12 protein-coding genes are annotated in these 16,221 nt (G+C 35.4%); 4 read left to right on the top strand and 8 right to left on the bottom strand.

What is annotated here, in order from left to right; genetic code table 11:
• Positions 1-667: 667 nt before the first annotated feature.
• The 3 genes from FW778_RS10810 (at position 668) to FW778_RS10800 (ending at position 5,613) form a co-directional block, all read left to right on the top strand.
• Entirely contained in the window at positions 668-4,393 is a 3,726-nt protein-coding gene (locus FW778_RS10810) for a PKD domain-containing protein (RefSeq protein ID WP_150414721.1), read from the top strand.
• A 415-nt stretch (positions 4,394-4,808) separates the two neighbouring features.
• Positions 4,809-5,240, top strand: a complete 432-nt coding sequence (locus tag FW778_RS10805; protein WP_150414720.1) for a transposase — start codon at positions 4,809-4,811, stop codon at positions 5,238-5,240.
• Positions 5,241-5,244: 4 nt separating this feature from the next.
• Positions 5,245-5,613: a hypothetical protein gene (locus tag FW778_RS10800; protein WP_150414719.1), complete on the top strand. Its 369-nt coding sequence runs from the start codon at positions 5,245-5,247 to the stop codon at positions 5,611-5,613.
• Between the two features lie 372 nt (positions 5,614-5,985).
• Here FW778_RS10800 and FW778_RS10795 read toward each other — a convergent pair whose 3' ends face one another.
• From FW778_RS10795 to FW778_RS10780, 4 genes are all read right to left on the bottom strand, one after another.
• Positions 5,986-7,281, bottom strand: coding sequence for a hypothetical protein (locus FW778_RS10795; RefSeq protein WP_150414718.1), 1,296 nt, complete (start codon positions 7,279-7,281; stop codon positions 5,986-5,988).
• A 39-nt stretch (positions 7,282-7,320) separates the two neighbouring features.
• Positions 7,321-8,358, bottom strand: a complete 1,038-nt coding sequence (locus FW778_RS10790; protein WP_150414717.1) for a glycosyltransferase family 2 protein — start codon at positions 8,356-8,358, stop codon at positions 7,321-7,323.
• 9 nt (positions 8,359-8,367) lie between these two features.
• Complete coding sequence (locus tag FW778_RS10785; protein WP_202552186.1) at positions 8,368-9,174, bottom strand: class I SAM-dependent methyltransferase; 807 nt, start codon at positions 9,172-9,174, stop codon at positions 8,368-8,370.
• A gap of 108 nt (positions 9,175-9,282) precedes the next feature.
• Positions 9,283-9,924 carry a class I SAM-dependent methyltransferase gene (locus tag FW778_RS10780; protein WP_150414715.1) on the bottom strand — a complete coding sequence of 214 codons (642 nt, stop codon included), beginning with the start codon at positions 9,922-9,924 and terminating at the stop codon, positions 9,283-9,285.
• Positions 9,925-10,630: 706 nt separating this feature from the next.
• Between FW778_RS10780 and FW778_RS23460 the strand changes: the two genes are divergently transcribed.
• Positions 10,631-10,846, top strand: coding sequence for a hypothetical protein (locus tag FW778_RS23460; protein ID WP_150414714.1), 216 nt, complete (start codon positions 10,631-10,633; stop codon positions 10,844-10,846).
• 226 nt (positions 10,847-11,072) lie between these two features.
• On the opposite strand, the gene FW778_RS10770 is transcribed toward FW778_RS23460, so the two are convergent.
• The 4 genes from FW778_RS10770 to FW778_RS10755 are packed head-to-tail and all read right to left on the bottom strand — an operon-like array spanning position 11,073 to position 16,137.
• Positions 11,073-12,038: a polysaccharide deacetylase family protein gene (locus FW778_RS10770; protein WP_150414713.1), complete on the bottom strand. Its 966-nt coding sequence runs from the start codon at positions 12,036-12,038 to the stop codon at positions 11,073-11,075.
• Positions 12,031-13,347: an NAD(P)/FAD-dependent oxidoreductase gene (locus FW778_RS10765; protein ID WP_150414712.1), complete on the bottom strand. Its 1,317-nt coding sequence runs from the start codon at positions 13,345-13,347 to the stop codon at positions 12,031-12,033. The genes FW778_RS10770 and FW778_RS10765 overlap by 8 nt, the downstream gene beginning before the upstream one ends.
• On the bottom strand, positions 13,348-14,400 hold the full coding sequence (gene wecB / locus FW778_RS10760) for a non-hydrolyzing UDP-N-acetylglucosamine 2-epimerase (RefSeq protein ID WP_150414711.1): 1,053 nt from the start codon (positions 14,398-14,400) through the stop codon (positions 13,348-13,350).
• A 6-nt stretch (positions 14,401-14,406) separates the two neighbouring features.
• Complete coding sequence (locus FW778_RS10755; RefSeq protein ID WP_150414710.1) at positions 14,407-16,137, bottom strand: nucleotide sugar dehydrogenase; 1,731 nt, start codon at positions 16,135-16,137, stop codon at positions 14,407-14,409.
• Between the last annotated feature and the right edge of the window lie 84 nt (positions 16,138-16,221).

Raw genomic sequence — 16,221 nt, 5'->3', positions numbered from 1 at the left:
AGTTGCTTTGGTTTCATCAACATCTTCAATAGAGCTAAACACAAACAACTAAAATGTATTCTTGGAGAACCATGTCCTTTTAAGTCCGTCAGCTTTCGATATTTTTTGGGTTTTAGACTCTGATAAATTGTATTTCACTTCAAAAAAATCCCCAACTAAAAATTGTGCCAAAATTTTTTTTTTAGTTAACATATATTTAACATATTAACAATTGCGAAAATTTTTATCGAAGCACTCATTTTAACTAATTGATTTTTAAGATGAGTTAAATATCAGTTATTGGGTTAAATACCTTTAGGGATTATTCTAATGTGTATAAATTTTAGCGCACCTAAGCTATTCCTTTTACGTGTTAAATTTGGATTATTTTTTGCTTATACACGAGTAAATTTTAACAAAACAGGGACTTTAGGGGAAATTGTATGAAAATTTATACACAACTGAGAATTGTAATAATCCCAAAATTTAAGGACATTATTTTTCGGCATTAATTATTCATGCCTATAGCATTCATTAGATTTTTAAGAATGCGGGACGCATGCATTATTATTACGTCAATAATAACCAGTGGCAATATTTTACCCATGGGTTGAATTCAGTTTTCTTATCTCTATTGTCTAATATGTTGTGAAAAAACCATTCATTAATCTACCATCAATAAATATTTATGAAAAACAATTTGAAATTTGAGAAATTAAAGGCAAAGGCCACTAAAGTTTTTTTCGTTGTGGTACTTTTAACTGTTTGCATTTCGACCAAAGCAACAGATTACTATATGGCCGCAAGTGGCAACGATGCAAATAGTGGAACTTCTGCTTCTTCACCATGGCAGACGCTAAATAAACTTAATTCAGTACTGGGTTCATTAAGTCCTGGGGATAATATTTTATTTAATCGTGGGGATGTATTTTATGGCAGTATAAATATTAGAAGCGGCGGTTCGTCGGGATCACCTGTTACCTTTAGCGCATATGGTTCCGGAGCTAATCCTATAATTACAGGTTTTACAAATGTTACATCGTGGATTAACTTAGGAAATAATATTTGGGAAAGTTCAAACCCGGTAAGCAATTTACCTTCCTGTAATATGGTTGTTATAAATGGAGTTAATACGCCTATGGGCAGGTGGCCAAATACGGGTTATTTAACATATGAAAGTTTTTCCGGAAATTCTTCTATTACTAGTTCATCTATAAGTTCGTCCACTACCGACTGGACAGGTGCGGAAATAGTCATAAAGAAAATTAGGTGGGTTGTTGATAGGGGAACTATCACTTCTGCTTCAGGAAGCACATTAAATTATTCACCGGGTGGGTATCCAGGCCAGGCTGGATGGGGCTTTTTTATTCAAAACGATGCCAGAACGCTTGACTCTCAAAACGAGTGGTATTATAATCCTTCGTCAAAAAAAATAAGAGTGTATAGTACCAACGCTCCGACGAATGTTTTGGTTTCAAGCATAGATAAATTGGTAAATATTCAAAGCGGAGGTTACATAACTTTTTCCAATCTGTCTTTTACGGGTGCTAACGATGGAATCTATTTTTGCAGTTCGCCCGGTCTAACTATTGAAAATTGTAGTTTTGATTTTAATTATAATGGAATTTATGGTAATGATTGTGGTGGTTCCTCTGCCAATTTTAAGCTACAAAATTCAATCATAAATCATTCAAATAATAATGCGATTGATTTGCCTTCTGAAACTATAGGGGCAGTAATAAGCAATAATGTTATTAAGAACTCGGGTATCCTTATAGGTATGAGTGGCAGTGGCGATGGTAAAGCACAGGGAATGAATACAACTGGGGCAGGGAGTTTGATACAATACAATGAAGTGGATAGTTCAGGCTATATAGGTATTGGATTTGACGGAAATAATGTAAACGTGAGCAATAATCTGGTAAATTATTTTTGTTTAGTGAAAGATGATGGAGGAGGTATATACACTGCTAATCAATCGTCAGGAAAAATGATATCGTCTAACATTGTATTAAATGGGATTGGTACTGATCAAGGAACTAATGCTCCAGGTAGTTTAAGGGCGCATGGCATTTTTTGCGATAATAATACCACTGGGGTAACAATACAAAATAATTCGGTTGCTAATATGGGTCATGAAGGAATAACATTACATGATGCTGCTGGAGTGATTATTACCAATAATACGGTATATAATACAGATGCCGCTATTGCAGTTTCAAGTGATGGAAATGGAGTTAGAAGTTCAAATATCACTATTACTAATAATATATTTTTTGCCCGATCAATAGGCAAAGCCTGGTCGCCCCAAAATCAATTGACTCTTCATTTTGCTACAATTTATAATGATATATCAAGTTTTGGTTCGGCGACAAGTATAGACAATAATTATTACGCGAGACCAATAGATGATAGTTTGACTTTAGTAGGAACGTTAATCGGCACGTCAGATAATAATTATAGTCTTACCACGTTTCATGATTATTCAGGTTATGATGCGCATTCCCATAAATCGCCAAAAACAATAACTGATTTAAATGATTTGAGATTTGAGTATAATGCAACAAATTCGAATAAAACAATTTCTTTACCTTATAGCTATATTGATGTAAAAAATAATTCATATAACGGAACAATTACTCTAGCTCCTTATACGTCTGCAGTTCTTATAAAAAATGGACCTGCGTCGGGTAATCAAGCTCCTGTTGCGAACGCCGGTAGTGATGGATCAATTACGTTACCTACAAATACGGTAACTCTTTCGGGAAGCGGAACAGATGCTGATGGAACGATTTCTTCATATAAATGGACGCAGGTTTCAGGCCCTTCATTTGCAATTATAACTAGTCCTAATTCAGCAACCACATCAGTGAGTAGCATGATTCAGGGGACTTACAAGTTTCAATTACAGGTTACTGATAACAACGGTGCTACCGGTGAAGATACAGTGCAGATCTCTGTAATAAGTTCCACTTCATTTTCGGGAAATATTGCTCCGGTTGCAGATGCGGGTGGAGATGGCAGCATAACATTACCAACGAACTCTGTACCTTTAACTGGAACAGGCACTGATTCAGATGGAACCGTAGTTGGGTTTCAATGGTCTCAAGTGTCTGGCCCATCCACCGCATCTATTGTAAGTCCGAATACCGCAGCTACAATGGTAACGGGACTAATTGCTGGGGTTTATCAATTCAAGTTTCAAGTTACTGATAACGATGGAGCTTTGGGAACTTCTACTGTGAATATAACTGTGACAAATTCAAGTAATAATATCTCACCCGTTGCAGATGCGGGTGGAGACGGCACTATAACATTACCAACCAACTCTGTGCCTTTAACCGGCAGCGGAACAGATGCGGATGGAACCGTAGTCGGGTATAAATGGTCACAGGTATCTGGTCCTGCGACCGCGTCTATTATGAGTCCCAATACGGCAGCAACATTGGTTACAGGAATGATTGCGGGGCTTTATCAATTCCAATTAACTGTTACAGACAACTCTGGTGGCACAGGAACCGCTACGGTGAATATAAGGGTGGTAAATTCAAGTAACATCTCACCCGTTGCTGATGCAGGTGGAGATGGTACTATAGTTTTGCCAATAAACTCCGTGCCATTAACGGGCACCGGAACAGATGCCGATGGAACCGTAGTCGGATATAAATGGTCACAGGTATCCGGTCCTGCCACAGCGTCTATTATAAGTCCCAATACCGCAGCGACATGGGTAACAGGAATGATTGCAGGTCTTTATCAATTCCAACTTACTGTGACAGACAATTCAGGTGCAACTGGAACTTCAACCGTGAATATCAGGGTGATAAATTCAAGTAACATCTCGCCCGTTGCAGATGCAGGGGGAGATGGCACCATAACATTACCAACAAACTCTGTACCCTTAACCGGAACTGGAACAGACGTAGATGGTACCATAGTCGCATATCAATGGTCACAAATTTCCGGGCCGTCTGGTGCCAATATTACGAGTCCAAACACAGCGGCAACAACGGTGACAAATATGGTAGAGGGCACTTACCAATTCCAATTAACAGTTACAGACAATTCAGGTGCTACAGGCAGTGCTACGGTCAACATTCGGGTTGTTACCTCCGTCTTATCCGGCTCCATATCAAACAGCACTTCTATCTCAAGTCCGGTTCTTGGAGTTACAGCTTATCCAAATCCGTTTACGGACTATATTACTCTAAATATATTGGGAGGAGTAGCCGGACCATATAGTGTAATTATTGTAGACGCATCAGGTCAGATGGTATGGAGTAGAACAGGGGTCATGAGTTCGGGAACTTTCCAGTTGTCTATAAATACTTCAGCATTGAAACCTGGAATATATTTTCTGAAATTCAGCCAAAATAGTTCTAATTCTGTAATCAAGATGGAAAAGCTTAAGTAGTTTAGATCGTGATAATAAAAAATCCACTCCTTAAGATTAAGGGAGTGGATTTTTAATTGGGCATAAAGTGGGCTTATAAAATTTTGCCAAATACAGTGCTATTTGCTTTCTGAATGACAAATGGAACTGTATAAGATTATTTCTTTATCTCGAAGAATGTGGACAAAAATGGTTGGTAAAAGGTGTTAAGATACGATACTGGGAAGGGTTTCAATTAAGTAAATTGAAACCCTTTTCAATTTCTGATATTATGACAAAAAAAATCATGTTGGGGATGTGGGAGCAATAATGCTATTGCTGGGGCAAGCAAAACAATCAGCAGAGATACAAATGCAAAACTTGTGGGCCTTTATTTCAGTGGGACAATGAGGCTGTAAGTGATTCAAATCGGTTTGTATGGTTTAGAAAGTGGATAATGGACAGAAGGGTTTACCGGACCCTGACTTCAGAGATGCACAAGAGCAACAGGAGCATCAGCCGTTTGTTCAAAAAATATCTTAAACAAGCGCCACCAATTACCATTAAAAAAGGCCTGATTCATTTACTCATTGATGGTACCTACCTTCCCAACGGATTGTGTTTGATTTTGTATTATGACCATGATATACGCTATGTACAGTTATACAGAACTTCCAGTCAGGAAAAATTCAGAGAAATTTATCGGGACTTAAAAACACTTAAATCGTTAGGTATTGAAGTGTACAGTGTAACCTGCGATGGGCATAAATCTATTTTAAAAGCAGTTGCAAAAGTATATCCTAATGCAGTTATTCAAAGATGTGTTATTCATGTGAAACGCCAGTGCAGGGCTTATTTGAGCAATAAACATAAAATGACAGTCGAGTAAAGAATTGCTACTTATTTCTAATCAGCTTACGGGTATAAAAACACAAGAGCAATGTTCTTTATGGTTATTACAATTGCACAACTGGCATCAAATTCATAAAGGCACTTTACTGGAAGAATCATTTAATACCTTTCGAAATGATTACTGTAATACCCACAAAGGACTGCACCAGGCTTATACACTTATCATCAATGCGCTGCTACATCTTTTTAGCTATCTTAATGATTCTGAAATACCATCCACTACCAATAGATTAGAAAGCTTTTTTAAACACCTAAAACAAAAATTATTGCTGCATAGCGGGTTACTTTTAGAAGCCAAAAGAAATTTTATTAAATGGTATCTGCATTTTAAAAATAATCCTTCTAAATAAGTTTTTTTAGACCATGAAGCTATCCGATAAAATAAAAGGAGTTGAAATCCATCAACTCCGTTTTATCGTTTAGCATCAACTTTATTGCTGGCAGGTTGCCCTTCAACATCGCCCACTTCCTCTTCAAGTTGATAAGCAAAGCTCAATACTCAAATTAACAAAATCGCCAACTGTTTTTGGCCAAATTACCTTATCTCGATAGTGAGTCATTAAAAACACATCTACATACATTATTAAAAAAGTTTTTCTGCCCACCAAATTTTGTTGATCGCTAATAAGGTTAAGAAAAACGGATTAAAAATTGCAAAGGAAGAATGGTGTAGTGTTGCCCGAGGCGTTGCGCGCCTTGTCACGGAACTGCCAATAATTCATTTAAAGCTTTTCGTTAAATCTCAAATTTATCTTGACCGATTTATCAAAAATATAGCCGAACCAAAATATTAATATAGGCACGATAACCGTGAACATTCGAACGAGAGCAGATACTAATGTGCTCATACCTAAATACAGGAAGGCAAAAATCAGGAGAAATTTAAGCGGAAGACTAATATTTCGCCAATTGAGGAAAGTTGGAATTAAGCTAAAAAGCATTAAAGTTAAGATGATACCATTTAAAGGAAATACAAGTAATATTTTTGGCCGTTGTATAGCCTGCGAAAAAGGATAATGGAAGAGTAACCTCCCGGCGTTATAAAAACAATTCAATAAAAATTTTGATGGATGGGTTTTTATATTGCGAATAGCAATTTGCTTAAAAACATCATCTCTTTTTCTGCCGGAATACCTATTTATAATATCGAAGTCTTTCTGATGATGTGCAATCAGGGTGTCTTGTGCCCCCGGAATATTATAGTTACTGAGATCAGGTGGTCCCTGTGTAAGATCATCTTTCCAATCTCCGTATTCATTGGAAAAAGGAGTACTGTTCCAGTATAGTGAATCCCCGGTATTGGTATTCCAATAAAACATCTGCCCAGTTAAAAAATATGCATATACCAGGTATGGCAGAATAGTAAGTAAAGCAATGGAAGTTACTGCAGTTAGTTTCTTGTAATTGGATTCCTTAGTATTGAATATCCAAAAAATAATGCTACCAAAAAGCAGGGTTAATAAAACATAGATAAATGCAATTTTGGTTAGTACAATATAGCCAAAGATAAACCCGGAGAGTATAATATACTTTCTTATTACGATGGATTTTCCGGGTAGGAAGGCTCTCACCAATGAATAGATCAACACAGAAATTAAGAAATATGTCAATGTTTCTGTCATTACAAAAACAATGTTTTGGTAAGCTATATAATAGCACGCCCATAAGAAGCTAAATATTAAAGTGGTTTTGTATGAAACAACCTGTTTTAATGCCTTGAAGAGAAATATGATTGAAAAATAATATAGAAAGGGATTTAAAAGAGTAATATAAGCTAATGGTAGTTTTAATGCTACGAATGGGGCGAGAATTATTGGGTAACCGGGACCATTGGTTAAATTAATATTAGGAGGAGGTGGCGAGTAAAATCCATTGATCAAATTGTGTGCAAAAGTGAGGTATCTATGCTCATCCCCATTGCCACTGGTTGGATTTAATAACGCATAAATCATTAGAAGTATTAAAAAAGGCAAAAAAATTAAAAAAGGATTTTTAATCGATTTAATTTTTTTCATCATAAAAGTGCTTTATTAAATAAATGCCCGATTGAAAAGTCGTTAAATTTTTTTAAATGAAGTTCCCAAATGAAACAACTCCTCAAAATATCGTTTGCTTTGAAGTGATAAAAAACCAAGGCTTAATACCTGGATTGCCGCAATAAAAGTGATTCCACCAACCATAAACGACTGTGGATTTTTCTTAAACTGTAAGGCAAGACTTGATGAAAAGGTGCTTCCAAGCCCATGCGATTGCGACAAAGTTGATAAGGTATCATACAATAACCATATTAGCTCATACATTGATAAAATCATAAGCAGTGTTCCCAATGCTAAAAAAAATATATATGGACGAAAAATAAATGCAGACATTATCCCGGAAAAAAAACCTCTTAATATACGGATACTTGAAGTTCGTTTTCCTTTATATTTATTCTGTTCTGTCCAATCAAGATGCGCGGGTATTTCAACAATTCTTGCTCTTAGTATCATTGCCTTATACAAAATTTCCGGATTAATTTCATAGTCTTTTGTTTTAAGATTAAGCGTTTGAATAAATGATTTTCTATACGCCCTCACCATACCGGTATAGGTATGATATTTATCCTGGGCTGCTAATCTCATAAACTTATTTACCCATAAGCTCATTATTTTTCTCAGAAATGGAACAGCAATTACCTGACCTCCTTTCATATAAGGAGATGCGATTACAATATCTGAATAGGTTTCAGAAAGTTTATCTGCCATCTGTTCAATATATTCAATTGAATAACTCAAGTCGATATCAAGCACAATAAAAATATCGCCTTTGGCATGACGGAACCCTGTTTGTAAGGCACGGCCGAGATTCAGGTTTACGGGATGATGGATTACCCTGATGTTATCATATTGGCTATTAAATTCATCAGCCATCTCACCGGTCTTGTCCTTACTCCCATCATCAATAATTAGTATCTCCCATCGATATTTATGACTTTTGCTTTCGAGATATTTAATTATATTATTAACACTAGTTTGTAAAATTGCTTCTTCATTGTAACAGGGAAGAATTATTGATACAAATGGCTTTAAATTGTGGTCATTATTTTTTTCCTGCATAATGTTAGTTTAGTTTTTTTTATATAATGTCCAGAATAAATCTTCAGAGGGATAAGGTATTATCATGTTCCCAGGGATCAAAGCGGTCATTCCTGCCATCCATTTTAATCCTTTTGATTCCAGGAGTTTGTGCTTTATTAAAGATTTGGCATGTTTAGAATGTATACTTTTTTTAGGTGTTCCATGTGCCACCTCTGAAAAATTATGCTGCGAGATTAGCTGGTTTAAAGTTTTTTTACTGAAATAATTTAATGTGCTCGGTGGACTGTATTCATGCCAGTTTTTCCCAAATATCCGTGCGGTAATACTATCTTTATCCCAGGTTTCAATTAATACCTTGCCATTAGGTTTAAGAAGGTTGTATATCTTGTCTATTGAATTTTGAAGATCATAGATATGCGCAACCACCTGTACCAAAATTATCAAATCAAATTTGTGTTCTAATTCAATGGTTTCAACAGTGCCTTTTCTAATATTCACACCAACAACATTTTTGCCATATTCAACCATGGAATTATTTGGTTCTATACCTGTTCCCTTCCACCCTTTATTTTCAAAGCCCTTTAAAAGAAAGCCGGCGGCGGCACCTATGTCAAGTACTTCACCTGCTCTCATAAATTTATTTATTTTTCCGGCATAGTACTCACCTCTTTTAATTAGCATATCTTTTTCCAAAGTATAATCATCATATCCCGCCCCTCCTTTAAAAAAGTAATCATCTGAATAAATTTGTTCTACTTCGTTTGGTGTCGGAACGAAATCGGTAAATAAATGATCACATTCTAAACAATGAAGAATTCTATATCCGTTTTTCAAGAATCTGATTTCGTTTTTACTATTATTACAAACGGGGCAATTCATTCTATTGATATTAGATGACTATATTAGTTTTAATCCCAACTTATTGGTCTGCTTATAAAATCATTATTTTTTGAATTTATAATGCGTATAGACCGGGAAAAAAGATCCAAGTATTGGAATCATATTCCCTTTTTCAATAATTGTAAAATTTTGTTCTAAAATTTTAGAAACTGCCTGCCTTGCATTACCGAATTCTTCTTTAGGTGATTTTCTTGTATAAAACGAAAGAAAAAAGTCCAATATTTTACTTTCCATCGGACAGATTGTTATAAAAACCCCATCTTTTTTGAGAATTCTTTTAATTTCAGTAACAGCTTTTTGAATATCAGGTACAAATTCTAACATACTTACAGCAACAATTGCATCAAATGATTCATCAGGAAAGTTGGTTTGGTCGATGCTTTGAGTACTCAAATTATAATCTTTTATTCCATACTTTTCACACAGAGAAGTAATATGATCAAAATCACGATGAATGTCACAAGCATATAAATGCTCGCAATGCTTTGATAATTCTGGTAGAAATATTCCACTACCTGTTCCTGCTTCTAATAGCCAACCATATTTTTCGTTACCCAGCAATTGTATAATTCTCTTAAATCGATACTTTAGAATATACTTGATTGGAAATTTATAATTCCAGTCAAAATAATCAACTTCGCCGGTTCTGTTTAATAGATTTTTATCAGGGATGGTCAATTTCATGCTTAGTGCATTCGTCTGAATACTTTCAGAGTCTCAGGTCAGGAAAGTTATACATGGAAATAATGTTCATTAAGAAGTTAATGATAAATTTCTTTAACTGGTTGCGTTTTGAAATAAGGATGAATCTGTCTTTTCTAAGTCATATACCAGGTTTAATAGTTAAGTTTGGTTAAAATAATTTTGTTAAAATAAGTTAGGTTAAGATGAAGAATAATAAAAGTACCGGTATTATCAGTCCATCAAACTTTATATATATATTAATTTTTTGAGAATTCTTAAATTCTCTGGTGAATGATCTATTATTAAATTCAAGATAATTCAATATTTCGACATGTTTACAAGTTGTAATGCCTTAGACCTGTTGCCAGAACTTTTATATCCCCACTATTTGGTCGCATATTAAGATTATTTGGGAAAAATTGTTTTATTGACTTTAAAAGAGTAATGATTAAAAGGAAGCAAATACACGTAAAAATAGAAACCGAGCTCAAATAATAAAATATGCCGATTATTAGTATGTTTAAATACATATTAAACCAGAGTTGTTTATTTAAGGTTGGATATTTTTCTCGCCTTACGTCCTAATGATTTTGTTGGATTAACTAAGTATGAATATCGGGACGAAGCAAATATTTTAAGATCAGAATTGGAATTCCCCATATAGTCAAATTTAAATTCACCAAATTCGTTAATTAAAACTTTTAACTTGTTAACTCCTTTTGAATTAATCATTTCCATTCCATATATTTTATCAAAAAACGGAAAGGATTTAGATATTTCGTCTGCATTCGATTTAAGTGATGCAGTTGCCAGAATTAGTTTTCTTCCATTAGAAGATTCGGTTTGCAGAAAGCTCAATAATTCTTCATTTAGTGGAAGTACTCATAGCGCAATTGAACAATTTCAAAAATTTTATTTTTAAAATAAACTTTACCTTTTAGAAGCCATAGGAAACATAATAAAATATAAAAAGGTCTTTTTTAAAAAGCAATTTAATTCATTCATGCAAAAGATCAGAAAGTATAAGAGTTCCATGAAGGTCAACAACTAATGGAATAGCTTCAGCATAAGGCAGGTTATTCATTTCCATTATATAATTTGTTCTTAACTTTTTTTAATTTTTTGATTGAAAATAAAAATTCCTGACCTTAGATTTTTTTATAATTCATCTTCTTATTTGTTTCCATATAATCCAAATGTTTCATCATACTAACCATATCATAATCTGCGGAAAGGGATCGGATAACATTTTTAAATACTTCTACCTTCTTTCCACTGCTCACATTCATTCCGGGGAAAAAAGCAAGTTCGGCAACTTGATCTCCGCCAATAAGATCCAACGGATGCAAAAGAAAGCTAACGGGTGTGTTGGTCATTTTACACATTCCTATTGCCGAGTTAAGGTATAACTTCATTAAGGGCATAGATATATTTCCTAGATAAATTAAATAACTTAAATGAAACGGCAGTTTGAAAATGGGCATTGTAGTTACAGGTATTTCCGTTATTGTCTTTCCCTCACCTAAATCCCAATTATAAGGTTTCAGGCTTCGGAAGCCCTCACTGAATTTACCGAAAAGTTCTTTCCTGGCTTTTTTTTCTTCTTTGGATAAGTTAGACTTTTTAAAATAATACATCCTCGCCAGCGGGCCTAAATAAGTTGGCAAAGTTGACGCATCATATTTATAACCCCGGCTTTCCAAAACCTTCAGTAAGTCCTTACTCCAACTGAATCCAGGCCCCCTGAAACCTGTCGGACGCTGACCAGTTACCTTTTCAATTGCTTCTTCGGCTTCCCTGATTTCTTTTTCAATCTTTTCGTAACTATAAGTTTGCAACCATGATTCATGATTGTAAGAATGATTTCCAACCTCGTGGCCTCTTTCTGTAATCATTCTTAAATACTTCCGGTTTTCTTCGGTTTCTGTGTCCTTGCCCACAATGAAAAAGGTAATTTTTAAGTCAAGTTCATCCAACACATTAAGAACATGTGGAACAAAAATGCTGAAATAAGACGGGTATTTATCCCAACCTTCATCGCCATGAATTTTCATGTACGACCATTGATTATCGAGATCAAGCGAAATGCTTGCAACCGGTTTTTTGTTAGCCATGATTGGTCAATATTTCTTTCAGTTTGGTTTCTGCCACCTGTATCGTTTCATTTACGTTTAAGGTACCGTTAATGATTTGAGCTGAATTCACTATATAATAGTTGCCAATAGAAGTTGTAATCCCCGGAATATTTTTTGAATAGTTTATAGTTGGTAACGCGAAAACAACTCTTGCTTTACTAACGCCCCAAAATAATAAATCATTTTCTGAAATTCCAGGATACATCTTAAATATCGCCTCTAAAAATAATTTCCGAATCGCTGCATCATCTTTATCAAATAAAGTATCATCAGAGTTTACATATTTTGGTAAATAGACCAGGTTCTTGTTGTTCACCTCTTTTTTGTTAATCAATGCAGTCATTTCAATAACACCCGTAAACGGTGGCCATGCATCGGTAATATTTGTAACGTAAAATTTTGAGATAGGTTTTTTAAGTAAAATAGATGCACAGATAACGCCAAGATATTTTACGCTCTCGTGTTTTTGTTTTTCAGCATACGTTAGTTGATTGGCTATCGCTACAGATGCTTTCGATGATAATGTTGAAATAACATAATCATAGGTTTGGCTGGCACCGTTACCCGTAACTTCCATCTTTCCGTCAGCAATTTTTTGTACTGAAGTTACTTTTGAATTGTACTGAATATTTACTCCTTGTTTTACTAAGAAATTTGCAAACTCGTTATTTATTTTATCATAGCCACCGGTTACATAACCAAACATTTCTTTTTTTAATCCACTTTTTCTTGCAGCATACATACGTTGTATGGTTGTCCAGATAAAAGCAGCTGAAGTATTTTTATAATTATCACCGAGTTTGGCCTTCAATAACGGAAGCCATATCTTTTCAAAAACTCTTTTGCCTGACCATTTTGTTAACCAATCTGCTACTAATATATTTTCAAGTTTTTCCCAGTTTTTTATTTTTGACGCCGCAAAAATTGTAAGGCCTAAACGAAATTTATCAATAAGATTAATGGGTGGAAATTTAAAGAAATCAATGATGTTTGACATTGAATATAATTTCCCTTCAGAATAAAATCCTGTCTTTGTCTCCACCCATCTCAGTTCATTTTCAAGCCCGATTTCCTTAAGAATTTTTCTTGTATTTAGATCAGACATCAGAATAACATGATAGAACTTATCCCATACAACTCCATCCATTTGCCATGAACTTGCCAGGCCGCCAACTTTGTCGGCGGATTCATAAATGGTCACTTTATTACCTTGTTGCGAGAGCCGCAAAGCAAGTGTCATGCCTAACATACCACCACCAATAATTCCCCAGGTCTTTTGTTCGGGCATCTATTGAATGTTGTTTATTATTTTAACCATCTTCTTAGTTACATTTTTCCCGAATACTTCTTTTTGTTTTTTGGGCGGTTTGAAGGATTCGATTTTTGTTGCAATATTTTTCGATTTGGGATTCACCAATAAATTCCATTTCTCCTCAACTGTTTCTACCCATTCAGTTTCCGTACGTAATGTGATGCATGGCTTTTTGAGCAGGTAAGCTTCTTTTTGAATACCTCCCGAATCGGTAATAATTCTTTTTGCAGAATTTTCAAGGGCAATAAAATCAAGATAACCTACTGGCTCGGTCATGTAAATATTTGGTGAAACGGAAATAGAATCTGTAAGCATTTTCCGGGTTCTTGGATGAACCGGAAAAATAATTTTTTCGCCTAATTCACCTAACTGTTTTAAGATATGTCCGAGAATTGTAGTATCATCAACATTATAATTCCGATGCAATGTCAACAGGTTGTACGCTTCGTTATTTAATTTTAAATCCTTTACGATAGTAGATTTTTCCAATGCAATACCAAGGTTGTTTTTCATGGTATCTACCATTATATCGCCCGGAAGAAATGTGTTCTTTTTTAATCCTTCTTTTGTGAGGATATCTACAGCTGTTTGCGTAGGAGCAAAAAGATATTTTGATACATGGTCCGCAACAATGCGATTAATTTCTTCAGGCATACTGTGGTTATAACTCCTCAGCCCGGCCTCGATATGTATTACCGGTATGTTCAATTTTGAAGCGGCCATTACTCCGGCCAATGTTGAATTGGTATCACCAAAAACAATGATGATGTCTGGTTTTTTTTCAAGCATAGCCGCCTCCAGCTTCACCATCATTTCACCGGTTTGTGTTGCTTGTGTTCCTGGTCCTGTGCCAAGGTGAATGTCTGGTTTACGGATACCAAGATCCATGAATATCTTTTCAGACATTGCATAATCATAATGCTGACCGGTGTGCACAATAAATTCTTCGTGCAAACCGGTTAGCGCTTTTGACAACGGAGCCAGTTTTATGAATTGAGGCCTGGCCCCAACTATTGAAAATATTTTCAAGAAAAGTTATTTACTATTTATGTATCCTTTTTGGGAAAGCAGGCTTGAGAAACCTTTATAATCAGGAACTTTCTCAATTGTTACGGCATCTGCAATTTCACACCCGGTTGAACAGGTTTTTGCCAGGCGCTGAACATCTTCAAATCTTACTTTGTTATATTCATCGAAAGCGTAATTACTATTGTAGAAATTAATTAATCCGGCAAGTTCGAAACCTAACCCTCTTTCCATAGCAAGGAAACTATCATACACAAATTGTATAAATTCATCTGAAGGTTCACCGGTTCCTTTTCCAATACCGGCATACTTTTCAGGTGTTTTGCTGAATTGTTGCCTGTTGTAAATATTGGATGCATCCATAATACCCTTTACATTTTTAGCAGATGCAATGGTGTTAAAATGATCAATATATTCTTTATGTGCCGAACAGATAAAGACATAGTCTGCAAACTCCAGCGCTTTGTTAAGATCGTGGGTTAAATTATCCTGCTGTTTATATTTCAAAAGATTCTGGTCATCTTCCTTTACATAAGGATCGTGCATGATATATTTTACACCGTTATCTCTAAGATAATTGGCCAATTGCAGGGTAGGAGAGTTGCGGGTATCTTCTGAGTTGAAACGATAAGCTACCCCTAACAATGCAATCTTTTTATCTTTTAAATTTCCGAATGCTTTTTCTGCATGTTTAAATGTGTAAACAGGAGAGGCATCATTAATTAACCTTGATTCAAGGATGAGACTTTTTGAAGTATCATTTCCTTTCTGAAAATTTCTCCACCATAAAAGGATACCATCTTTTGGCAAGCAATGTCCCCCGACTCCCAGCATTGGAATTAAAATTCCACCGCTGGGTACAGCATTAGGATCAGAGGTTGCTTTGTCTGACTGGGAAAGCATGCCATTTACTTTGTCTCTTACTTTATAGAAATCAATATTGTTATCATCGCAGTATCTTACTATTTCAGTTGAGAAAGCAATCCTTACATCGCGGTATGCATTTTCAAGTGTCTTCACAATTTCTGCAGTGAGACTATTCGTCTGGTATACTTTACCGTTAGTTACTATGTGGTTATATAGTTTGGCAATTAATTTAGGTGTTTCAGGATGAAGACCACCGGCAAGTTTGTCCGACTCGCGGATTCTTTCCACCAGTCTTCCAGGCATTACTCTGTTCGGGCTGTTTCCAAGTAAAATGTCTTTACCTTCCTCCAGGCCATACTTTTTAAAATGTTCTCTAAACAAAGTATCCATAGTTGTAGGTGCCAGAGTTGATTCGAACACGACTAACGGGATTTTTCCTGCAGGTTTTTTCTGTAAAGCCTCTGCTAGTTTTTCAAGTCCGCCAAACATGGGTCCGTAATCAGGTTCAAAACCACTTTCATTTTTATCCGTTTGAATAGATACCAAAATAACATCAGCATCGGACAGAACAGAAAAGTCAGAACTTGCCGAAAGAATTCCCGCATTTACTGCTTCATGAGTAATTTCGTCCAATTCAGGTTCAATACCACCAATTACCGACTTTCCGCTATTAATCGCTGCAACTTTCCAACCCGAATTTTTGGAATCTCTTTGAACTATTACCACTTTTGCGGGTTCATCTGTGCCTATCTTAATGCGGGCCTTAGCCAACATTGCAGCCATCGGCATACCGACAATACCCGGTCCTATCACTCCGATCTTATTAATTTTCCATGTCTCTGCGCTAAGTGGCGCTTGATTTTCATTCATCATAATTGGCTTTAATTTTGGAATTTTATCAACAACCGGCAGAATGTTATTTTTTAACCTGGTTGATCTTTTGAATGTTGAATAAAT

The organism is Ginsengibacter hankyongi (assembly GCF_008710285.1).
Taxonomy (GTDB): domain Bacteria; phylum Bacteroidota; class Bacteroidia; order Chitinophagales; family Chitinophagaceae; genus Ginsengibacter; species Ginsengibacter hankyongi.
Note: the sequence above shows the minus strand (reverse complement) of the source record. Positions and strands in the feature narration are given on the sequence as shown.

Bases quoted from the DNA above. Each gene is read 5' to 3' on its own strand.
- FW778_RS10810 (WP_150414721.1), top strand. From the start codon at position 668: ATGAAAAACAATTTGAAATTTGAGAAATTAAAGGCAAAGGCCACTAAA.
- FW778_RS10805 (WP_150414720.1), top strand. From the start codon at position 4,809: ATGGACAGAAGGGTTTACCGGACCCTGACTTCAGAGATGCACAAGAGC.
- FW778_RS10795 (WP_150414718.1), bottom strand. From the start codon at position 7,281: ATGATGAAAAAAATTAAATCGATTAAAAATCCTTTTTTAATTTTTTTG.
- FW778_RS10790 (WP_150414717.1), bottom strand. From the start codon at position 8,358: ATGCAGGAAAAAAATAATGACCACAATTTAAAGCCATTTGTATCAATA.
- FW778_RS10780 (WP_150414715.1), bottom strand. From the start codon at position 9,924: ATGAAATTGACCATCCCTGATAAAAATCTATTAAACAGAACCGGCGAA.
- FW778_RS10770 (WP_150414713.1), bottom strand. From the start codon at position 12,038: ATGGCTAACAAAAAACCGGTTGCAAGCATTTCGCTTGATCTCGATAAT.
- FW778_RS10765 (WP_150414712.1), bottom strand. From the start codon at position 13,347: ATGCCCGAACAAAAGACCTGGGGAATTATTGGTGGTGGTATGTTAGGC.
- FW778_RS10755 (WP_150414710.1), bottom strand. From the start codon at position 16,137: ATGATGAATGAAAATCAAGCGCCACTTAGCGCAGAGACATGGAAAATT.